At 45.6% G+C, this 20,560-nt stretch carries 21 protein-coding genes, 1 tRNA gene, 1 pseudogene and 1 riboswitch; of the genes and pseudogenes, 18 read left to right on the forward strand and 5 right to left on the reverse strand.

Translation table 11 applies throughout. The annotated features are described in order from the left end of the window. Positions 1 to 140 precede the first annotated feature (140 nt). The 17 genes and pseudogenes from JCM14374_RS11370 to JCM14374_RS11455 all read left to right on the forward strand — a co-directional run bounded on the left by JCM14374_RS11370 (position 141) and on the right by JCM14374_RS11455 (position 15,845). Positions 141 to 854: a DUF1614 domain-containing protein gene (locus JCM14374_RS11370; protein WP_054697414.1), complete on the forward strand. Its 714-nt coding sequence runs from the start codon at positions 141 to 143 to the stop codon at positions 852 to 854. Then, on the forward strand, positions 847 to 1,236 hold the full coding sequence (locus tag JCM14374_RS11375; RefSeq protein WP_054697418.1) for a hypothetical protein: 390 nt from the start codon (positions 847 to 849) through the stop codon (positions 1,234 to 1,236). Before JCM14374_RS11370 ends, JCM14374_RS11375 begins: the two co-directional genes overlap by 8 nt. Continuing rightward, a complete protein-coding gene (gene spoIIP, locus JCM14374_RS11380; RefSeq protein WP_242848987.1) occupies positions 1,217 to 1,930 on the forward strand; it encodes a stage II sporulation protein P in 714 nt (237 codons plus the stop codon). Before JCM14374_RS11375 ends, spoIIP begins: the two co-directional genes overlap by 20 nt. After that, the gene (locus JCM14374_RS11385; RefSeq protein ID WP_054697424.1) at positions 1,930 to 2,820 is read left to right on the forward strand and encodes a YIEGIA family protein; all 891 of its coding nucleotides are present in this window, start codon (positions 1,930 to 1,932) and stop codon (positions 2,818 to 2,820) included. Before spoIIP ends, JCM14374_RS11385 begins: the two co-directional genes overlap by 1 nt. After that, positions 2,798 to 3,016, forward strand: a complete 219-nt coding sequence (locus JCM14374_RS11390) for a capping complex subunit for YIEGIA (RefSeq protein WP_242848985.1) — start codon at positions 2,798 to 2,800, stop codon at positions 3,014 to 3,016. Before JCM14374_RS11385 ends, JCM14374_RS11390 begins: the two co-directional genes overlap by 23 nt. 48 nt (positions 3,017 to 3,064) lie before the next feature. Further along, complete coding sequence (locus JCM14374_RS11395; protein ID WP_054697427.1) at positions 3,065 to 3,544, forward strand: DUF3189 family protein; 480 nt, start codon at positions 3,065 to 3,067, stop codon at positions 3,542 to 3,544. Beyond that, positions 3,544 to 3,984, forward strand: a complete 441-nt coding sequence (locus JCM14374_RS11400; protein ID WP_054697429.1) for a DUF3189 family protein — start codon at positions 3,544 to 3,546, stop codon at positions 3,982 to 3,984. The genes JCM14374_RS11395 and JCM14374_RS11400 overlap by 1 nt, the downstream gene beginning before the upstream one ends. Before the next feature lie 160 nt (positions 3,985 to 4,144). Continuing rightward, positions 4,145 to 5,449: a DUF512 domain-containing protein gene (locus JCM14374_RS11405; protein WP_172674217.1), complete on the forward strand. Its 1,305-nt coding sequence runs from the start codon at positions 4,145 to 4,147 to the stop codon at positions 5,447 to 5,449. Between the two features lie 11 nt (positions 5,450 to 5,460). Further along, the gene (der, locus tag JCM14374_RS11410; protein WP_054697435.1) at positions 5,461 to 6,780 is read left to right on the forward strand and encodes a ribosome biogenesis GTPase Der; all 1,320 of its coding nucleotides are present in this window, start codon (positions 5,461 to 5,463) and stop codon (positions 6,778 to 6,780) included. Between the two features lie 33 nt (positions 6,781 to 6,813). Continuing rightward, on the forward strand, positions 6,814 to 7,401 hold the full coding sequence (gene plsY / locus JCM14374_RS11415; protein WP_054697438.1) for a glycerol-3-phosphate 1-O-acyltransferase PlsY: 588 nt from the start codon (positions 6,814 to 6,816) through the stop codon (positions 7,399 to 7,401). Between the two features lie 46 nt (positions 7,402 to 7,447). Next, positions 7,448 to 8,488 (forward strand): NAD(P)H-dependent glycerol-3-phosphate dehydrogenase, encoded by a 1,041-nt coding sequence (locus JCM14374_RS11420; protein ID WP_054697440.1) that lies wholly within the window; start codon positions 7,448 to 7,450, stop codon positions 8,486 to 8,488. A 187-nt stretch (positions 8,489 to 8,675) separates the two neighbouring features. Then, positions 8,676 to 10,152: pseudogene (spoIVA, locus tag JCM14374_RS11425) on the forward strand (stage IV sporulation protein A). A gap of 245 nt (positions 10,153 to 10,397) precedes the next feature. Further along, complete coding sequence (locus JCM14374_RS11430; protein WP_054697443.1) at positions 10,398 to 10,820, forward strand: PAS domain-containing protein; 423 nt, start codon at positions 10,398 to 10,400, stop codon at positions 10,818 to 10,820. Positions 10,821 to 10,839: 19 nt separating this feature from the next. Further along, positions 10,840 to 12,120, forward strand: a complete 1,281-nt coding sequence (locus JCM14374_RS11435; protein WP_054697446.1) for a sensor domain-containing diguanylate cyclase — start codon at positions 10,840 to 10,842, stop codon at positions 12,118 to 12,120. Between the two features lie 202 nt (positions 12,121 to 12,322). Next, on the forward strand, positions 12,323 to 13,609 hold the full coding sequence (locus tag JCM14374_RS11440) for a homoserine dehydrogenase (protein WP_054697447.1): 1,287 nt from the start codon (positions 12,323 to 12,325) through the stop codon (positions 13,607 to 13,609). A gap of 241 nt (positions 13,610 to 13,850) precedes the next feature. Continuing rightward, complete coding sequence (gene thrB / locus JCM14374_RS11450) at positions 13,851 to 14,528, forward strand: homoserine kinase (protein ID WP_278279279.1); 678 nt, start codon at positions 13,851 to 13,853, stop codon at positions 14,526 to 14,528. Between the two features lie 96 nt (positions 14,529 to 14,624). Further along, entirely contained in the window at positions 14,625 to 15,845 is a 1,221-nt protein-coding gene (locus JCM14374_RS11455; RefSeq protein ID WP_054697459.1) for an aspartate kinase, read from the forward strand. Positions 15,846 to 15,952: 107 nt separating this feature from the next. On the opposite strand, the gene JCM14374_RS11460 is transcribed toward JCM14374_RS11455, so the two are convergent. The 5 genes from JCM14374_RS11460 to JCM14374_RS11480 all read right to left on the reverse strand — a co-directional run bounded on the left by JCM14374_RS11460 (position 15,953) and on the right by JCM14374_RS11480 (position 19,582). Further along, on the reverse strand, positions 15,953 to 16,792 hold the full coding sequence (locus JCM14374_RS11460; protein ID WP_054697462.1) for an ABC transporter substrate-binding protein: 840 nt from the start codon (positions 16,790 to 16,792) through the stop codon (positions 15,953 to 15,955). Between the two features lie 17 nt (positions 16,793 to 16,809). Next, complete coding sequence (locus JCM14374_RS15405; protein WP_054697465.1) at positions 16,810 to 17,340, reverse strand: extracellular solute-binding protein; 531 nt, start codon at positions 17,338 to 17,340, stop codon at positions 16,810 to 16,812. Further along, positions 17,315 to 18,088 carry a stalk domain-containing protein gene (locus tag JCM14374_RS15410; protein WP_054697471.1) on the reverse strand — a complete coding sequence of 258 codons (774 nt, stop codon included), beginning with the start codon at positions 18,086 to 18,088 and terminating at the stop codon, positions 17,315 to 17,317. Before JCM14374_RS15410 ends, JCM14374_RS15405 begins: the two co-directional genes overlap by 26 nt. 80 nt (positions 18,089 to 18,168) lie before the next feature. Next, the gene (locus JCM14374_RS11475; protein ID WP_054697474.1) at positions 18,169 to 18,897 is read right to left on the reverse strand and encodes an ABC transporter ATP-binding protein; all 729 of its coding nucleotides are present in this window, start codon (positions 18,895 to 18,897) and stop codon (positions 18,169 to 18,171) included. Positions 18,898 to 18,901: 4 nt separating this feature from the next. Further along, a complete protein-coding gene (locus JCM14374_RS11480) occupies positions 18,902 to 19,582 on the reverse strand; it encodes an ABC transporter permease (RefSeq protein WP_083454071.1) in 681 nt (226 codons plus the stop codon). A gap of 94 nt (positions 19,583 to 19,676) precedes the next feature. Further along, a riboswitch (molybdenum cofactor riboswitch) is annotated at positions 19,677 to 19,794 on the reverse strand. 444 nt (positions 19,795 to 20,238) lie between these two features. On the opposite strand from JCM14374_RS11480, the gene JCM14374_RS11490 reads away from it, so the two are divergent. Beyond that, positions 20,239 to 20,316, forward strand: a tRNA-Pro gene (locus JCM14374_RS11490). Positions 20,317 to 20,560 lie beyond the last annotated feature (244 nt).

A 20,560-nucleotide genomic window follows, 5' to 3' on the forward strand; every position in this document is an offset into this window, starting at 1 on the left:
ATCACTCCTCGTGTTTCCCATCCCGAAAAGACATTTTAAATGTCTTGAATTCTGTGTATAATCTCTCTATTCTACATAAAAGGCGCCTGTGCTGGTCAAGCTAAATAAAACATTTTAATGCTGGAAAGGATGGAATGTAGATGAGGACTTTCCCGTTTGGCTTGATCGCGCTCCTGGTAGTATCCATATTGATCTATTTCGGCGCAGCCCACCGGGTCTTGGACCGCATGAGACTTACCGATAAATCAGCTCTGGCAGTAATTGCTGCCATTATTGTGGGCAGTTTTGTCGATATCCCGGTAACCGCTCGGGTGACCATTAATCTGGGGGGAATTATTGCTGTAATCTTGGCTTTCTATGTCCTGCTGGGCGCAGGTACCGCCATGGAAAAAATCCGCGCCGTAGTTGCAGCCGCAGTAACGGCTCTGGTATTGTTCCTGGCTGCGAGATATCTGGGGGCTGAACCCGAAAGCATTTTTATTGACCCTATTTATATCTATCCTATCGTTGCCGGTATAGTAGGTTATCTGGCAGGCCGTTCCCGGCGGGGCGCATTTTTTGCAGCGGTAATCGGCGTTCTGGCTTTAGATATTGGACAATATATCTACCTTGTCAGGACCGGAGTCAGGGGAACCGTGCATATAGGCGGAGCAGGCGCGTTTGACTCACTGGTTCTGGCTGGAATCCTGGCAGTATTATTGGCTGAGTTTATTGGGGAAACCCTGGAGAGAATTCAAGGAGGTCCGCGTACAGAGGACCGCCCTGAAGATTTGGTAAAAAATCTGCGTGAACCGGAACCTGCTCATAAACCCCTGCCGAAAGAATCTGAAAACGGGGGTGAGAATCATGAATAAAAAGAGTTTATGGTTAACGTTTATTATGCTGGCCATCTTTATCCTGGGAAGCTGCGCCCTGGCTGCGGGGCAGGATGAAAGACCGGTGGGACAGTATATGACCCTGGTTGATGAAAACAATCAAATTATACTGCAGACAGGAAGTCAGGTATACAAAGGAGATGAATATATCAGCGCTGACAATTCGCGTTATAAAGTAGTTGAAGTGGTGGGCCGCACCGCCCGCTGTGTCTACAAAGGCAAAGAAACCATGCCGGAAGTAGGATATAACGCGCAAAAAAGTGCCTGGTACTTTAAAGATACAGCCATACCGGCGGTAAGCGGGAAAAAAGCCACGGTAGCTATATACCATACTCACAGTGATGAATCCTATGTGCAATGACGGGAAGGAAAGCATTAATGGCAATGGCGGCATCTATGACGTGGGGCAAAGTCTGTCTAATCGTTTAAAACAGCTGGGTTTTAATGTGATTTACAATAAAAACAACCATAATCCTCATGATATTAATGCCTATAACCGTTCGCGCAGAACTGCCGCGGCTTTATTAAAACAAAGACCCGATGCCATAATTGATGTGCATAGAGATGCAGTGCCAGCCGGTCAGTATCAAGCCAATGTAAACGGTAAAGAAGTTACCAAAGTTAAGCTGGTGGTTGGCAAACAAAATCCAAATATGAAAACCAACCTTGAGTTTGCTAAAAGAATGAAATCCATCATGGATAAAAAAGAACCGGGTCTGTCAAATGGCATATATATTGGCAAAGGCGATTACAACCAGGATCTCAGTCCTCATGCGATGTTGATTGAAGTTGGCGCTCACACTAATAACAAAGTCGAAGCGGAAAAAGGGGTAAGATTATTTGCGGATACCCTGCCTATGGTAATGGGTGTATCAACCAGCAATGCTAAATCTGACTATAACAAAATAAATACCTCACAAAATCAGGCTGCCGCCAAACCCCTGGCCCAAGAAAACAGCTCGGCCTGGACCACTATATTGTTGATTCTGGTGATAGCAGCCGCAGTCGTGGGCGGATTTTACCTTTTGAATCGCAGGAACACGGAAAGGCCATAATGGAAAACTATGGTCTAGTAATCTTATGTGGGGTTGTGGCTGGATTTTCAGCCCGATGGTTTATGTTGCGCAGTGATTACCGCCATTACCCCACCTGCCCCCATGGGCAGCTAACCCATCTCGCTTTGGGGTTTATTGCTGCGGCTTTGGGAGCCGTAGCCGTACCAGCTTTGGCAAAACCTGATTTTGTGGCGGTTACCTTTTTAGTATTGGCAGCTCAGCAATTTCGCGATATACGCAATATGGAACGTGAAACCATGATGAAATTAGAAGAGACCAAGCTGATTAAGAGGGGTACCGATTATATAGAAGGCATTGCCAGGGTTTTTGAGGCGCGAAATTATTTAGTAATAATGACAGCCGTTTTGACCAGTGGAGCGGTACACTTCTGGGGATGGAAATATGCTTTGTTAGTCGGGCCTGTATTAATAATAATCTCTTTGCGTTTAATGACGGGTTCATATATCGGTGATATTGCTAATGTTCAATTGGCCCAAGTACATTTTGAAAACAGTATCTTAAAAGTCGGTGATGTGGTCATTATGAATATAGGGCTGGAGAAAACCCGGGAAAAGATACTGCAGGAAGGCCTAGGGGTTATTATCAAACCGGTTGATGATGATGCCCGGCTCACCTTGGATGCTCCGGGTCAGCGCATGGCTATTATTCATGATGTGGTTTCAATATTGGGCAGTAAAGTGGACGTGGGTGATACTGAACTTATGCCGGTAATCAGGAAACAAATTGACCAGGGTTACCTGGCCTTTTTTCTGTTGGCTAATGAACCCGATGGTGAATACCTTGTGGAAATTATAAAAAGGGTACCGGTTCTGGAAACGGCTCGGGGGACCACACTAAGCAGCTTCTATGGCAGGAAGGCGGCTGATTGAGATAGATATTAGCATTAAAGAGTATATTTTAGCCATAGTAACCCTGGACCGGGAAAAGGTTGTATCCGCAGGTTGTCCCTTGATAGTAGCCGCAGATAAAGCAGAACAGGAAAAAATCAGCTTGTACCTGGCCAGTATACTGGATGGCGTAGTGCACGATCTGGAAAATGGCATTTTCTTTGTATGCAAACATTGAGAAGCGGTCTATCAAAATTTTATCTTGGTTAATTGGAGGTACATTCCTTTGAAAATAATCTATCACTGTTTTGGTGGATCTCATTCATCGGTAATAGCATCTGCATTACACCTCGGCTTAATTGACAAAAACCGTCTGCCCAGCATGGACGAAATGATGGCTTTGCCATATTTTGATAAGACCAGTAAGGATGATTTTGGGTCGATTCGGTTTGTAGGCAAAGATGAATTTGATAACGAAATCTATGTACTGGGCAAAAAAGGATTCGGCAATCGCTTTTCAGCATTGTTGGAGGGAGTGGCCGAAATACTCGGTGTCAGCGGGCAGGTTATGGCGGTTGATTGTATGAATCGTGTAAATCTATTTATGAAACTAGGAGGTTTCACATCGCGCCGGGTGGGGATGGCCAATGTTGGCCGTCCGGTTCTGGGGAAAGGCACCAGGGAGGCCTTTTTCGATTTGGTTAACCTGGTTGAAATTACCCGTCTTAAAGTGCTAAACATAAATAAAACGCAGGTGCAGGTTTAATGAAAATCATGTTTATTGGAACCAGCGGAGTTCATCATCCGCTGTTGGCTGCTTATTCATTTTTAAATATAGCGGTGCAAGATTTAAATGACATGCCTGTTTTTGGTAACGCCAGACTGGATGCTGCCGGATCGCCTTTATATATTGGGGAAGATTCTCGGGGCAACCAGGTTTATACGCTGGGAATGGGCAAGGAGGTGCTGTTGGGGAAGAAAGCTATCGAGGACCTGGTGAAAATACTGGGTTTTTCTTCACGCGATTTAATTGTTGAACCGGTAAGTGTACTCGGAGAAACATGGCTTCCCAGCCTAAATAAAATCTCGTTGTTTTTAGGCGGAAACTTTATACTTCGCCGCCTCTCATATCGGTTTCTAAGAATGCAGCACCGGCATATATTCCGACAGGTAAACGAAATCAGCAAGAAAATAGCCGCGGATTAACAGATTTGTATTATACTATATTTTACAAATTGACTGTGACCTGCGGCCAGGTATAGTTGCAAACGAAAAACTGCTTTCATCAAATAAATTTCCCTTTTCCTGTGGCTTCAGTCTATGAGAAAATGTATCTTGAACTTACGTTTAAATGTGGGGGCAGAAAGTGAAAGCTCTTATCACAGGTATTGCACCTGACAGCATTGCCGCAGAAGTGGGGATAGAATCGGGTGATTATTTATTATCCATAAATGGTCACAGGATTTATGATGTTCTTGACTATCAGTTCTATGCTCAGGAAGATTACATGATTCTGGAAATTGAAAAAGCGCGAGGCGAAGTTTGGTCTATAGAGATAGAAAAAGACTACGATGAAGATCTGGGGTTGGCGTTTGATGAACTGGTTTTTGACCGGATTAAATCCTGCCGAAACCGCTGCGTATTTTGTTTTGTCGATCAGCTTCCTCGCAAAATGCGTAAAACGTTATATGTAAAAGATGATGATTATAGGCTTTCGTTTTTAACCGGTAATTTCATAACCCTAAGTAATCTTAATGAAAAAGACTGGCAAAAGATTACCGGTATGCGTCTTAGCCCTTTATATATTTCCATCCATTGTTTGCGCCCGGAATTAAGGGCTGAAATTATGGGGAATGCAAAGGCCGCACACATTAAAGAGGATCTGCAGCGGCTGCAGGAAGCAGGAATAGAGGTGCATACCCAGGTGGTGCTCTGTCCCGGTATAAATGATGGTGAGGTGCTGGACGAGACTATCGCAGGTTTGGCCGATTTATTCCCCATGGTACGTTCGATTGGCATAGTCCCGGTCGGTTTAACCGGTCACCGTGATAAACTCACTAACTTGAGGGCATTCACCAGTACGGAAGCCAGTGACCTGGTGAAAATGATTTCTGTGCGGCAGCGTGAATTCAGGAAACGCTTTAAAACTGGTTTTATCTATTTGGCTGATGAGTTTTTTATCTTATCCGGCCTGAATATTCCGCCAGCCAGGTATTATGATGATTATTGCCAGGTAGAAAATGGCATTGGCCTGGCCCGGATTCTGCTGGATGAATTTGCTGCCCTGGAAAAATTACTGCCAGATCGGATTAGTCCCAGGGAAGTATACCTGGTCACAGGAGTTTCAGCTTTACGGGTTTTACAGGATATTGTAAATCGACTTGATTTAATCAAAGGTCTTAAAGCGGAACTGGTTCCTGTAAACAACCGGTTTTTTGGAGGCAATGTTACTGTTACCGGTTTGTTAACCGGCAGAGACATTATAGCGGCCCTTGGGGATAAAAAGGGAATGGCTGTTGTTCTTCCGGGGGTTTTATTAAAACACAGTTCCAGTATGCTCCTGGATGATATAAGTATTGAAGATATTGAAAGGGAAACCGGAGCGAGGATATCTATTACGGATGGCAGTGCCCGATCCCTTGTGGAAGCGGTTCTAGGACAAACCCTGTAAGGAGGATTAAGATGGGGAAACCGGTGGTAGCTATCGTTGGACGCCCCAATGTAGGTAAATCAACCCTGTTCAACCGTCTGGTGGGGGCAAGAAAAGCCATAGTTGAAGATGTACCGGGTGTTACCCGGGATCGGCTCTATGATAATACCGACTGGTCCGGCCGGGAGTTCATAATAATTGACACCGGTGGGATTCGTTTTGATGAAGGAGATATATTCTCTAAAGAGATAAAAATGCAGGCTGAAGTGGCCATAGAAGAAGCGGATGTCATAGTATTTGTTGTAGATGCCCGGGAGGGGATAACCACTGAAGATGAAGAAGTGGCGCAATTGCTGCGCCGGTCAGAAAAACCGGTAGTCCTGGCTGCCAACAAAGTAGAGAACTTTGACCGCCAGCTGGAGTATTTTGAATTTTATAATCTGGGTTTGGGAGAACCTATACCGGTTTCTTCTATGCATGGCATGAACACCGATCAGCTGTTGGATGCGGTGATTGAAAAATTTCCGGATGCCGGACAGGAGGATGATGACCCCGATACTATAAAGATTGCTATTGTAGGCAGACCCAATGTGGGCAAATCTTCATTGGTCAATGCCTTTTTGGGTGAATCCCGGGTCATTGTCAGTGATGTTCCCGGTACAACCAGGGATGCTATTGATACTCCATTTAAGTACAACGGCAAAAAGTACATATTGATTGATACTGCAGGGATCAGAAAGAAGTCGCGCATAAAAGAAAGCACCGAAAAATATAGTGTTATCCGGTCTTTAAAGAGCATTGAGAGAGCAGATGTGGTGCTTTTTTTGCTCGATGGCACTGAAGGGGTTATCGAACAGGATAAAAGGATCGCAGGTTATATTCATGAAGAAGGCCGGGCTAATATTATCGTAGTTAACAAGTGGGACCTGGTTAAAAAAGATGAACACACTATGAACCGTTTTGATAAAGATATTCGTGAAGAGCTGAAATTCTTGTCTTATTCCCCGATTATGTATGTGTCAGCCGTTACCAAACAGCGCGTGTTTAAACTTCTGGAGATAGTAGATCTTGTAGCGGAACAGGCTGCTCGCCGTATTACTACCGCAGAACTCAACCGGGTGCTTAATGAAGCAATGATGCTGAATCCTCTGCCAGGCGCCGGCAAACGCAAGGTGAAAATATATTATGCCACCCAGGTACGCATTACCCCGCCCAGTTTTGTCTTGTTCACCAATCATCCAGATTTGGTGCACTTTTCATACCTGCGTTACCTGGAAAACGCGATGCGCAAGAATTTCGGTTTTGAGGGGACGCCGATTCGCTTGATAGTCAGAGAAAAGAGCGGTATTTAGCGTTTAACAAATTATATTAGGGGGAGTTATTAGGTGAAATCGTTGGGGTTGGTTTTATTATGTTATATCATCGGGTCCATTCCTTTTTCCTATCTTTTTCCTCGCATATTTGCCAGGGTGGATGTGCGTTCCCGGGGCAGCGGCAATGTGGGAGCGACTAATGTTTTCCGTACCACGGGCCCGCTGGTGGCAGGTTTGGCTTTAGGCGGAGATTTATTTAAAGGTATAATCGCAGCCTGGATAGGCAATATAACTGGAACTAATATTATGATTATCATGTGTCCGGCTGCTGCCGCTATTGGTCACTGCTACCCGGTGTTTCTAAAATTTCGCGGCGGCAAAGCCGTGGCTACATCCGGAGGTATTGTACTGTTTTTCATGCCCAAAGTTGGTTTTATACTTTTGGCTTTGTTTGGCGGAATTACTCTTATTACACGTTACGTTTCCCTGGCCTCAATTACCGTAGCTTTGTTTCTGCCCCTACTGGCCATGTTCATGTATCAACCCGCGCCGTATGTAGTCCTCTGCTGGATTCTGGCTGTACTGGTTATCTATCGTCATCGCGAAAATATAATCCGATTAAGAGCGGGTACGGAAAGCAAAATAAACGACCGGGCATAGATTGTATCCCCTAAGTATTCTTAAATCAATAGTGGTGGAGGTAGGGATGAAGAAGATTTGCATTTTGGGGGCGGGGAGTTGGGGAACTGCACAGGCTGTGGTATTAAGCCGCAATGTCACCGAGGTTATGCTCTGGGGTCGTATAGAAGATGGCATTGAAGATATAGAACGGGAAAGGGAAAATAAACGCTTTTTGCCTGGCGTGTTCCTGCCGCATAATATTATTCCTAGCAGCGATTTGGAGAAATCGCTCTATAATGCGGAGATGGCGGTTCTGGCGGTTCCCGTGCAATCCATACGCTCCGTTCTGCATCAGATAAGACCATTACTTGACAAAAAGTCTCTGCTGGTCAATACCGCCAAGGGCCTGGAGATTGCTACCGGTATGCGCATGAGCCAGGTTTTTATGGATGTGTTGGGTGTTGATGTTAAGAACCGCTACACGGTGCTATCAGGTCCCAGTCATGCCGAAGAGGTAGGCCGGGATATTCCTACTGCCGTAACTGTAGCTGCATATAAAAAGGAAAGTGCTTTTCAGGTACAGGATTTGTTTATGAATGACAATTTCAGGGTCTACACTAATCCTGATGTGGCCGGAGTAGAACTGGGCGGAGCCTTAAAAAACATAGTTGCACTGGCAACAGGTATTTGTGAAGGATTGGGCTATGGCGACAATACAAAAGCTGCCTTGATGACCCGGGGGCTGGCAGAAATGATACGCATGGGAACGGCCATGGGCGGTGATATCAGGACCTTTAACGGTCTTTCCGGCATGGGCGATCTGGTAGTTACCTGCGGCAGCAGACATTCGCGCAATCATCGCGCCGGATTGATGCTGGCTCAAGGTTGTGGAACCGAGGAAACCCTAAAGGCAATCGGCATGGTAGTGGAAGGTATACATACCACCAAGGTAGTGCATCGTATTGCGGCGGAAATGAAGATTGACATGCCGATTTGCCAGGCCTGCTACCGGGTTCTGTATGAAAACCGGCCGCCTGGAGATGAAGTGGCCCAGCTTATGAAACGTGACCGGAAGAATGAAATTGAAGAGACAGCATTAAGTATAGAAGCATGGCAGACAGAGTAAAATAACACCCCTTGATCAAATTTATTGGAAAAAAGTGTGCAAATAGGTACACTTTTTTCTTTTCTGGTTATATTAGCGAATCTGAATCAATATACTTGTACTGTTATAGCCTGATTGCAAATAAAGGTATCCGTAATCGGAGGGAGGATGCCTGAAAAGTCTAAATCCGAGGGAGGGAAAATGCTAAGTGGAAGGAAACAACATCTTAAGCGATATCGCTGAGAGAACCGGAGGCGACATCTATCTGGGAGTGGTAGGTCCGGTTAGAACCGGAAAATCTACCTTTATCAAAAGGTTTATGGAACTCATGATTTTGCCTAATATTAAGGATATTTATGACAGAGAACGGGCTAAGGACGAACTTCCCCAGAGCGGTGCCGGAAGAACTATCACCACGACAGAACCCAAGTTTGTTCCCAATGAGGCCATTGAAATCACAACTGCCGGCGGATTAAGCCTCAAAGTCAGACTGGTCGATTGTGTAGGCTATACAGTCGAAGGAGCCTTGGGTTACGAAGAGGATGAAGAACCTCGCATGGTAAAGACTCCCTGGTTTGACTATGAGGTTCCCTTCGAAGAAGCGGCCGAAATAGGTACCAGGAAGGTCATTGCCGATCATTCCACCATAGGAATAGTTATGGCTACAGATGGCAGTATAGGGGATCTGGCCCGCTCCAGTTACGAATTACCCGAAGAAAGAGTCATAAACGAACTGCGGGAATTGAATAAGCCCTTTATAATCGTTCTTAATTCTACGCGGCCCTATGACCGCGAAACCCTGGAATTGGCTGAACAGTTAAGCGATAAATACGGGGTCAGTGTCATTCCCAGTGATGTGGCCAAAATGTCAGTTGACCAGATTTATGGCGTATTGGAAGAAGTCCTTTATGAATTCCCGGTACAGGAAGTCAATATCAAGCTGCCCCGCTGGGTGGATGAATTGGATGAAGATTTCTGGCTGCGGGACAATATGGAGACGTCCATTCGAGAAATATTGAATGACATTCGCAAGGTAAGAGATGTAGACAAGGCCATTGAAAAACTAGGCGAAGTGGAAAACGTCAGTTATGTCAGCTGGAGGAGATGAATCTCGGAACGGGTGTAGCCAGTATTGATGTAACTGTTCCCGAAGATCTCTTTTACCGTTGCCTGAGCGATATAAGCGGTTTTAATGTGGAAGGCACTCAGGATATTATGCGGCTGATGAAAGATTTCAGTGTGGCCAAACGTGAATTTGACAAGGTGTCTTCTGCCCTTGACGAAGTCAGGCAGTCGGGTTATGGGGTAGTAACACCCCGGCTTGAGGAAATGCTCCTGGAAGAACCCGAATTGATACGGCAGGGCAGCCGTTTCGGGGTAAAACTGAAAGCCAAGGCTCCATCCCTCCATATTATCAGGCTGATATAACCACCGAGATTACACCAATTATCGGAACTGAAAAACAATGCGAAGAACTGGTCAGGTATATGCTGGATGAATTCGAGGAAGACCCCGCCAAGATTTGGGAATCAAACATATTCGGCAAATCTCTGCACGACCTGGTTCGAGAAGGAATCCAGAACAAACTGCACCGCATGCCTGAAAATGCGCAGCATAAACTGCAGGATACCTTGCAGCGCATTGTAAATGAAGGCAGCGGAGGACTGATCTGCATCATAATTTAACCAACCTTCAACCTGTGTGAGCTGGCTGCAAAAGTCAGCTCTTTTTTTGTTATCATCGTAAATGTAAGCCATTCTCTGTAATTGGAATCAGCGAAGCATTCAAAAACGCCCCGACCGGTCTCATATGCCTTAAAATGCATGCAATGCCAAAAAACAACAAAACATTCCACTAAATGACTATATGCTTGATTATTGGATAAAGTATAGTTTATGATTAAAATATATGGCTTCATTGGGGGAGTAGGATGTCTAAACGAGACCCGTCAACCGCATTCATCTGCCTACAAACACCAAATGATATTTTGTCCTATTGTGCAGCCTTCTTAGAGAAAACCAGTGATGGGGTCTTGTTGATTGATGAAGATGGGCAGATCATATTTTGGAACCGGGCCATGGAAACCATCTTTGCTATTAAAAGCAGTGAAGCTCTTGGGGTCAAAGCATGGGATATACACACGCTGCTGGCAAATCAGTCCTTTGAGAATGAGGACATCATTGATAAAATCCGGACAGACATTACCCGCGCTTTACATAGCGGTGAAGCGAATTGGATGAAAGGAACTCTGGAACAAGAGATTATTGACCGTAATTCACAGCAGCGGTATGTTCAATTCAGTTTTTTTCCCATTGAGACTGTCCGGGGCTTTATGATCGTGTATAGCACGTGACATCAGCGAAGAGCATAGAATGCGCGAACAACTAAAAAATAGTCGCGAACAGTTACAGAGTATTGTGGATAATGCCAATGAAATTATTTATACACTTTCACCCGAGGGGATATTTACCTACTGTTCACCAGGATGGACCCGTATACAAGGACATGAAGTGGAGGAAGTCGAGGGGCATCATTTTGAAGAGTTTGTCCATCCAGATTATATTGAATATTGCTGGCAGGCTATAAACCTAATATTTTCTACGGGAAATCCCATGAGAGATGTAGAATACTTAATCAAATATAAAGACGGAAGCTGGGGATGGAACGTTTCCAGCGCCGCACCTATCAAAAATAACAAAGGAGAAACATCATATATAATTGGGATTGCCACTAACATAACCGAACGCAAGGCAATGGAGAGCGCTTTACGTGAAAGTGAGCGTCGTTTGCGTCTTATCCAGGATAATATGACGGATATTGTACTGCAGGCTGACCTGGAGGGCAGGTATTTGTATGCGTCACCTTCTCATGAAAGGCTGTTAGGGTACCCAGGAAAGCCTGGCGCATCAATGTTTGAATACATGCATCCCGAGGATCATGCCAAGGTGCGTGAAGCCATTAAACAAGGATTAGAAAGCCTGGAAACAGTCAGTGTGGAATTCAGGCAGTACCAGCTAACAACTGGAAAATATATTTGGTTGGAGGCTTTAGGGTCAGTATTATTAGATAGTCACGGAAATCCTTACAGATTGCAAGCGGTTAGCCGTGATATAACCGCCCGCCATTGTTATGAGGAAAAACTCAAATACCTCAGTAAACATGATGCTTTAACTGGATTATATAATCGCGCTGGTTTTGAAGAAGAACTCAAACGATTGGAAGGCGGTCGTTTCGATCCAATTGGTATAGTTATTTGCGATTGTGACGGCCTAAAACTGGTAAACGATAAGTGCGGACACCAGCAGGGTGATAAATTGCTGATATCCATTGCTGAGGTATTGAAAAAGTGTTTTCGCGAAACTGATATTATCGCCAGGGTAGGCGGGGACGAATTCGCCATACTCTGCCCCCTGTGTTCAAGCCATGATTTGATCGCGTGCGTTAACCGTCTGGAACGCCTGGTTCAAGAACATAATCAATCCAGTATTCAGGTTCCATTGTGCTTGTCTTCAGGGTATGCCGGGCGGCATAATTCTGGCATTAAGCTTGAAGAAATCATGCGCCAGGCTGATGTAAACATGTATAAACAAAAAACCGCTAACCGTCCAGTATTTAGGAATACTTTCCAAAAAGCCGGCCTGCTTAATAATTAATACCGCTGAACAGCCTCTAATAGCTTTCCAAACTATGTACTTGTAAGATAATATTATGAGTGGTAACATCCTTGCCATTAATCAGACCTATCTTTACATTAAGCTGATGGCAAAAAGTCAAACTAATAGCTGTATGGAAAAGAACATAACGCCATCTGTTACCAGGTAAAATAACAGATACAAAGCTGAACGGAGGGACGAAATGATTAACGCTGCGCTGTTGGGATTCGGAACGGTAGGTTCGGGTGTTTTCACATTGCTGGAGCAAAATGCTGAAACGATTACCAGGCGGACAGGTGATTCAATAAGGATAAAACGAGTATTCGAACGCGACCGCGAAAAATGTCTGGCATTCGGAGTAGCCCCGGAAAGACTGGCAGCAGATATAGAAGAAATCTTAAACGACCCTGATATTGATATAGTAATTGAATTAATTGGGGGAATAGAACCAGCCGCAGCCTTTATTCTGCAGGCTATGCGGAAAGGCAAACATATCGTGACCGCAAATAAGGACCTCATAGCCAGTCGCGGCCGTGAACTATTTGCAGCCGCGGAAGAAAACCATGTCGATTTCTATTTTGAAGCCAGTGTAGCTGGGGGCATTCCCATAATATATCCCTTAAAACAATCCCTCTCCGCCAACCGTATTCAGGAGGTGATCGGGATTCTCAACGGCACTACCAACTATATATTAAGCAAGATGAGCATGGAAGGCCGCAGCTATAATGAGGTTTTGACCGAAGCTCAGCAGTTGGGCTATGCTGAAGCTGATCCCTCAGCCGATGTGGACGGTCTCGATGCGGCACGTAAAATAGCCATTCTATCTTCTATTGCATTTAATACCCGGATAACTGTTGATCAGGTATATGTTGAAGGAATAACATCAATTACCCCCGCTGATATAAAATATGCTCGTGACCTGGGTTTTGTTGTAAAGTTATTAGCCATTGCCAAAGAGGAAAAAGAACAGATTCAGGTCAGAGTTCATCCGGCTTTCCTGCCGAAAAGTCATCCCCTGGCATCAGTGAATGATGTCTTTAATGCGGTGTTTGTACAGGGAGATGCTGTAGGTGAGATCATGCATTATGGACGTGGTGCAGGCAAAATGCCTACAGCCAGTTCCGTAGTAGGTGATGTCATAGAGATAGGGCGCAATATATTAAACCACAGTAATGCTCGTATCGGATGCACTTGTTACGAGGAACGTGAAATCCTTAATATCGGTGCTTTGCAGGCTATGTTCTATATCCGCATGACGGTTACTGACCGCCCAGGAGTCCTGGCAGGCATTGCCGGAGTATTCGGCAATAACAACGTTAGTATTGCCACAGTTCTGCAAAAAACCAGCCAGCAGGACCTGGCTGAACTGATACTTATAACCCATAAAGTTAAGGAACAAGACCTGCGCGATGCCCTGGCGGTATTAAAAGGGATGAGTATTGTCGGAGAAATAAATAATGTGATAAGGTTGGAAGGGACAGACCGTTAATAGGAGGAATTATGTTTGCAGTAAGGGTTCCAGCTACTATTGCTAATCTGGGACCGGGGTTTGACACCCTGGGCATGGCTTTGCAGTTATTTATGGAAGCCGAAGTAGGTATATCAACAGGTTTAAATGAGTTTATCTATGAAGGTTTAAATGCTTATGAAATAAAGATGGTTGATGAAGACAATCTCTTCATCAGAGCCATGAACCGTGTATTTGAGAAAGCCGGAAGGTCCTGCCCCCCTTGCGGGTGCATATTAAAAATGATATACCGCTCGGCAAGGGATTGGGGAGCAGCGCCGCGGCTATTGCGGGAGGACTGTGCGCGGCTAACTTTATGCTGGGCCAGAGGTATTCCGCCCGGCAGCTTTTGGCCTGGGGTCTGCAGATGGAAGGCCATGCAGATAATATTGTTCCCGCTATGATTGGCGGCTTAACTACAGTAATGATTTATGAAGGGCGAGTCTATTACCAAAAGGTATGTATACCTGATGTAATTAAAGTGGTGGTGGCAGTGCCTGAAATTGCCCTGTCCACTCGTGAATCACGGGCCGTATTACCGGAAAACGTTAATATGCAGGATGCTGTGGCTAATTTGCAGCGTGCATGTTTCCTATTGGCCAGCGTATATAATTCAGATGTGCGTAATATTCATATGGCTATGGAAGACACTATATACCAGCCGTCCAGGAAAGGTCTTATTCCGGGTTTGGAACACGTAATAGAAATGGCTTCTGATGCCGGGGCTATAGGAGTGGCATTAAGCGGCGCCGGGCCTTCAGTGGCCGCGTTTGCCACCGGCAATGAACAGCAAATAGGCCAGGCCATGATGGAGGCTTTCGCTGCCAAGGGGATTGACAGCAGGGTGTTATACCTCACACCATACCAGGAAGGCATCAAAATCCTGGGCAAGAGATTTTGACGCCGCGAGTACGATTTTAAACGTGAGGAATATATATGGAGCAGTCAGTAGAAAATATTGCGTTTTTCAGCGTGTAATATTTAGGGAGTGGTATTTTTGTCATTGTACGTAACTAAATTTGGCGGAAGTTCGGTAGCAAGCCTGGAGAGAATCAGCAGCATTGCAGCGAGGATAAAGACTATGCTGGAAGCGGGCAATGAATTAGTTGTAGTTGTATCTGCGATGGGAGATACTACAGATGATTTACTGGAGATGGCTTCATCTATCGGTGACAACTTATCTTGCCGGGAAATGGACATGCTGCTCGCGACCGGTGAACAGCAGTCTGCAGCATTATTAGCATTGACTCTTAATAAAATGTGCGTTGAAGCCATTTCTCTTACCGGCTGGCAGGCGGGAATAAAAAGTGATTCAAGCTACAACAAAGCTCGAATAAGCGGTATTGATAACGACCGGATCAGAAATGAACTGGCCAAAGGCAAAGTTGTCGTTGTAGCCGGTTTTCAAGGTTTATCACCCGAAGGCGACATTACCACCCTGGGGCGTGGTGGGTCGGATACTACAGCGGTAGCTCTGGCCGCCAGCCTAAAAGCTGACCGCTGTATTATTTTTACTGATGTGGACGGAGTATATACAGCTGATCCGCGTATAGTCAAGGAAGCCAGAAAGCTTGAACGGATTTCCTATGAGGAAATGCTGGAACTGGCAAGCCTGGGAGCGGTGGTGATGCAGCCCCGCGCTGTGGAATTTGCCATGTTGTTTAATGTCGATGTTGAGGTTAGCAGTAGTTTTAACCATCAACCAGGTACAATTATTACGGGGGTAAGTGATATGGAGCACCAAAAAGTAGTACAAGGAATTGCACATGATTTAAATTGCGCCCGCATAGGCATATTTGATGTGCCTGACCGGCCAGGTATTGCCAAAGCACTGTTTTCAGGCCTGGCTGAAGAACGTATTAACGTTGATATGGTAATTCAAGCGGCTATGCGCGATGGTCGCAATGATATCGCCTTTACTATTGAACGCAATGAATTATCACGTGCTTTGCCGGTGGTGGAAAGATTAGTGCAGGAAATCGGAGCTACCGGGATATCATATGCTGATAATGTGGCTAAAATTTCAGTTGTCGGAGCAGGAATGAAGAGTAATCCCGGGGTGGCGGCTTCAGTATTTTCAGCCCTGGCTGATGAAGATATCAATATTCAGATGATCAGCACTTCGGAAATAAAGATTTCATGTATAATTGATGAGACCCAAACTAAGCAAGCGGTTGCCGCACTGCATCGCAAGTTTAAGCTTGCGGAAGATGAATAGACACAGAACCCACAGACCTTTATGGTTGGCACAGACTGTAGCATATTTGGAATGGAACATAAAAAGGGACAGCCTGTTTACAAGTGCTGTCCCCGTAAATTAAACAGCTATTTGGCGCTGGGCGTGAACAAAGCCTTGCCGTATTTGTCTTTGCCAAAATTGGCAATCATGGCCTGGCCCTTTTTGCCGGTCATAAATTCTATAAAGGCATTAGCAGCGTTCTTATGAATAGTAGGGTATTTGGCCGGATTGACAGCGATAACCCCGTAGGGATTCAACAGCAGCTTATCACCCCTTACCATTTCCTTCAGGCCCGTCTTTTTTTGCCAGCTCAAGTAGGTGGCTTCGTCGGTTAACGTATAGGCGTTCATTTCATTGGCTATCATCAGGGTATCGCCCATGCCCTGGCCTGATTCCACATACCAGCGCCCAGCCGGTGTAATCCCCGCTTTGGTCCATATGCTCAACTCTTTAGTGTGGGTTCCTGATTTATCACCGCGGGAGATAAATTTCTTCTTGGCCGCGGCGATCTTTTTAAATGCGGAGGTAACGTCAGCCATGCCCTTTATTTTGGCCGGGTCGTTTTTAGGGCCGACGATAAGGAACTCGTTGTACATGACGTCTTTGCGGTTAATACCGTACCCGCTGGCTACAAAAGCGTCCTCCTGGGCGCGGGAATGTACCAGCAGGACATCGGCATCGCCCTTTTTACCCATTTCAATGGCTTGTCCGGTACCTACGGCTACTACTTTGACTTTGGTGTTATAGTCCTTTTCGAATACCGGGATCAGGTAATCCAACAGTCCTGAATCCTGCGTGCTGGTAGTAGTGGCCAGGACCAATGTACTCTCGACTTTATCTGCGGCAAAGGCTGAAAGCGCCGCGCCCATGCCCAGCAAGATTACGCAGGCAAGCAGAATAGCAACAGATAGCTTGTTTTTATACATAAAAGCATCTCCTTTCGTTATTTCAATTCTGATGGGACCCTGGCCGGATTATTGAATTCAGGCGGCACAATAGGAATTTGCCCCGCGTTACTCATAATATCCTGGCCTTCCTTACTCAAAACCAGTTTAACAAAATCCATGGCCAGGCCACGGTTGGGGGCGTTGCTCGGAACAGTCAATGCGTAGATGATAGGTTGGCCTGTTTGTTCTGCCTTTGTTCCTTTTGCGGCATCGGCGGTCAATACTTTAGCATTTTTATAGAATTCAGCCTGCTTGAGGCTGGAAAGGTTAATAGCTTCAGGCAAAGCAACATATTTAAAACCGTTTTGTTGAGCTACAGAAAGGTACTCAAAGGCGTAATCCAGCTTCCCGTCCTTCAATGCTGCAATCAGGTCGCTGGCACTGTCGTAAACCTTTTCCTCGGGACAGCCTGCTATCAGCTTTTCATACAGCCCCGCTTTTTTATAGTATTTCTCGGCCAGCTGCCAAACCATTAAAGCCCTGTACCCGGCGGGATCAAGATCAGGGTTGGTATGAGAATAGACCACCTGAACGGGCCAATATTTCCGGCCAGTTTTCCGCTTTAATTTCTTCGGCAAACTTGGACTTGTCGGTGTAGCATAAGACCATTTCATTCCTTGCGAACATGGCATACCATTCAGTATATTTAGGTACCATCAGCTGGTCAAAAACCGCGTAATCAGCCGAAGCCACAACGTCAGCCAGACGGCCTTGCTCACTCACTTTGCGGGCACAATCCAACGAACCAGATGGTTCCAAATAAATACGCGCCCGGGGATGGGATTTAATAAACCTGGCTTTTAATTCGGCCATGGGAGCCTTAAGGCTGCCGGCGTGGAATATAGTTAATACATTTTTATCGACGGGGGCGCTTATACCTACGCAATAGTTGGCCCCGTCCCAGGTGATTTGTGCTCCTAAAGCTTCCGCAACCTGGCGCAAGGGAACGTAAATATGCTCTTCATTGGTTATTATTGCCTTCACAGGCGCTGCCACCTGGTTATTAATAATGAATTGGTTTTTAGCGGCATCGACCAGTACTTCACTGTCGTTTTTTGTCAGTGTAATGGTCCCGTCTTTCGAATTGGCTTTCGCGTCAATATCCAGGCAGTCGGTAATAACCGATACCGGCACTAAAGTAACGCCGTCCTTCAATATGGCATTGGGATAGGGCGTATATAGCTGGCCATCGCATTTAAAACTAAGGTCGGCGGCCATTGCTTTACCACCGCACAGAAATCCTACCAACAATATAAAAAATAAAAGCCTTTTCATAACACAATCCTCCTTGCTGTCCCAAATTATAATTTAAGCTTAAACTAGCGCCCTGTGTTCATTTATCAGCAATAGGTTAATTAATAGACCATAGTACCATCCAGAAAGGCCCTGCTGCGTTCATCGCGGGGATTATCGAAAAAAATCGCGGCGTCGGCCTGTTCCACCAGTTCGCCGTTAACCAGGAGAATAACTTCGTCGGCCATCCTCCTGGCCTGGAACAGGTTGTGCGTTACTACCACGACACTGGTACCGTATTCCTCATGGTGTTTGCGCACTATTTCTTCAATAATCTGGACACTATGCGGATCAAGGTTGGCCGTAGGTTCGTCCAGGAGGAGGACTTCCGGCCTGGTGACCAGAGCCCGCGCCAGGGCTACCCTTTGCATCTCCCCTCCGGAAAGCTTCAAGGCGGGATAATGCATAAAATCCGTCATACCGACAAAGTCAAGCGTTTCCCGTACCGTTTTGTCTATCTGGCGGCGCGAGTATTTGCGCAATTTCAGCCCGTAAGCGATATTATTATAGACGGTGGTTTTGAACATCAGGGGGCGCTGAAAAACCATGCACATCCGCCTTGATATTTCCCAGCTACGGAACCCAGGAGTGAATAAGCTGCCCATAAACCTGATATCGCCTGTATCGGGCCTGTCCAGAAGATTTAGTATGCGCAAAAGCGTAGTCTTACCGGCGCCGTTGGGACCCAGAATAGCATAGATACGTCCCTGCTCAAGGACCAGCTTATCAATGCTAAGAACAGTCCTGTTGCGAAAGACCTTACTTACATTGTCAATTTCGTATAGGTTCATGGCATCATCCCCGCTTGAGGTCAAAATCATCGGCGTTTATCAAAACAATAGCGCTAACAACAAAAGATAAGACCAGTAAAATAAGGCCCAGAGCGATACCCATTTCAAAATTGCCCTGCCGGGTTTCCAGTACGATTGCGGTAGTCAGCACTCTGGTATAATGGCGTATGTTTCCGCCGACCAGCATTACTGCGCCGACCTCGGCGAAGGCCCTGCCAAAACCGGTCATTATCCCGGATATTATACCGGTACGGGATTCATTTAAAACTGTCCAGGCGGCCTGAGTCCTGGTAGCGCCCAGGCTGCGGGCCTGGTCATAAATGCTGCTTTCCCTGGCGGCAATCGCGGCGGCGGAAAGCCCGGTTACTATCGGAGTTACCAGCAGACATTGGGCCATAATCATGGCCCTGGGCGTGAAAAGCCACTCCAGGTTGCCCAGGGGACCGCTCCGCGACAACAACAGGTAAACCAGGAGCCCTGCCAAAACAGGAGGCAGAGCCATAAGGGTGTAGATTAGTTGCAGCAGCGTTTTTTTACCAGGAAAACTTGATAAACCGATACATGCTCCGAGAGGAATACCTATTAAAGCGCTGATAATGGTAGCCGTTCCTGAAACTAAAAGTGATAATTTAATTATTTCAAGTATTTCAGTTTGTTGGCGCATCAATATTTGCAGCGAATCCATTACGACCTCCGATGAGTTTAACTGACCAAAATAATAATCAGGTAAAAAAAAAGCCAAGCCCAAAGGGCATGGTACTAACCGGAATGCAAATAATGCATGTAGTTGTTGCCCTCCTTTCCAACGGGAGGCATAAGAGTTTCCCCTCATACCCTATCGGCCTTAAAACCATGGCATTTGCTGTAGGTTACAAAGGCTCGGTGAGCATAGATATTCATTTCGATTTAAGAATTCTCCCTGTTTAGATAAAATCCTGCAAATAAATCTTAAAAGTGACTATAAGAATAATATAATAGCCTGGACATTGAAGCAAGCAGCAAGACCTGTCAGGAAAACCAGGATATTACCGCAACCGGGAATATAAAACTGACACGGAAAATACTGATTTTAATGGATTATCATGATACATTCCCAATGTCTTATGTATCAAAACCGGGAAAGATTGCTTCGCTGTCGCTCGCAACGACAGAGTAAAGGTGTTTGCTTTTGAGGAGCGAAGCTACGCAGTAATCTTCCCCGGTCATTGCCCCAAAGGGGCGTGACGGGTTAACCACCTGTGATAATTGCGAGGCGTTCAAGGGCCGCTGTAAATTATGACACATTATTATTATAACCCGGCTTGACGGGAAGGCCGCGCTAATATACAATATATTTTGCGTCGGGGTGTAGCTCAGTTTGGTATGAGCGCTACGTTGGGGACGTAGAGGCCGCTGGTTCAAATCCAGTCACTCCGACCATTTAATAACCTAATCTTTGATACAATAGGAAGCCCAGAATTTGCTGGGCTTTTTGGCGTTTCTGAGGATTTTATGGAATGTATGTCTAATAGGGTATTTTCACCATACTACCTTATGATATTATTCCTAACTATGCTTATAGTTCGTTGGTAATCAGCAATCGATGTTTAGCGTCCTTCCTTTTCAACATCCAGACGTAATTAGGATACGCAATCAATGATGGCTTCTCTTAGCCAGATTGTTT

The organism is Syntrophomonas palmitatica JCM 14374, assembly GCF_001311885.1.
Classification (GTDB): Bacteria; Bacillota; Syntrophomonadia; order Syntrophomonadales; family Syntrophomonadaceae; genus Syntrophomonas_A; species Syntrophomonas_A palmitatica.

Coding starts and splice junctions, on each gene's coding strand:
- JCM14374_RS11370 (WP_054697414.1), top strand. CDS start 141: ATGAGGACTTTCCCGTTTGGCTTGATCGCGCTCCTGGTAGTATCCATA.
- JCM14374_RS11375 (WP_054697418.1), top strand. CDS start 847: ATGAATAAAAAGAGTTTATGGTTAACGTTTATTATGCTGGCCATCTTT.
- spoIIP (WP_242848987.1), top strand. CDS start 1,217: ATGAATCCTATGTGCAATGACGGGAAGGAAAGCATTAATGGCAATGGC.
- JCM14374_RS11385 (WP_054697424.1), top strand. CDS start 1,930: ATGGAAAACTATGGTCTAGTAATCTTATGTGGGGTTGTGGCTGGATTT.
- JCM14374_RS11390 (WP_242848985.1), top strand. CDS start 2,798: ATGGCAGGAAGGCGGCTGATTGAGATAGATATTAGCATTAAAGAGTAT.
- JCM14374_RS11400 (WP_054697429.1), top strand. CDS start 3,544: ATGAAAATCATGTTTATTGGAACCAGCGGAGTTCATCATCCGCTGTTG.
- der (WP_054697435.1), top strand. CDS start 5,461: ATGGGGAAACCGGTGGTAGCTATCGTTGGACGCCCCAATGTAGGTAAA.
- JCM14374_RS11420 (WP_054697440.1), top strand. CDS start 7,448: ATGAAGAAGATTTGCATTTTGGGGGCGGGGAGTTGGGGAACTGCACAG.
- JCM14374_RS11430 (WP_054697443.1), top strand. CDS start 10,398: ATGTCTAAACGAGACCCGTCAACCGCATTCATCTGCCTACAAACACCA.
- JCM14374_RS11435 (WP_054697446.1), top strand. CDS start 10,840: ATGCGCGAACAACTAAAAAATAGTCGCGAACAGTTACAGAGTATTGTG.
- JCM14374_RS11440 (WP_054697447.1), top strand. CDS start 12,323: ATGATTAACGCTGCGCTGTTGGGATTCGGAACGGTAGGTTCGGGTGTT.
- JCM14374_RS11460 (WP_054697462.1), bottom strand. CDS start 16,792: ATGTATAAAAACAAGCTATCTGTTGCTATTCTGCTTGCCTGCGTAATC.
- JCM14374_RS15410 (WP_054697471.1), bottom strand. CDS start 18,088: ATGAAAAGGCTTTTATTTTTTATATTGTTGGTAGGATTTCTGTGCGGT.
- JCM14374_RS11475 (WP_054697474.1), bottom strand. CDS start 18,897: ATGAACCTATACGAAATTGACAATGTAAGTAAGGTCTTTCGCAACAGG.
- JCM14374_RS11480 (WP_083454071.1), bottom strand. CDS start 19,582: ATGGATTCGCTGCAAATATTGATGCGCCAACAAACTGAAATACTTGAA.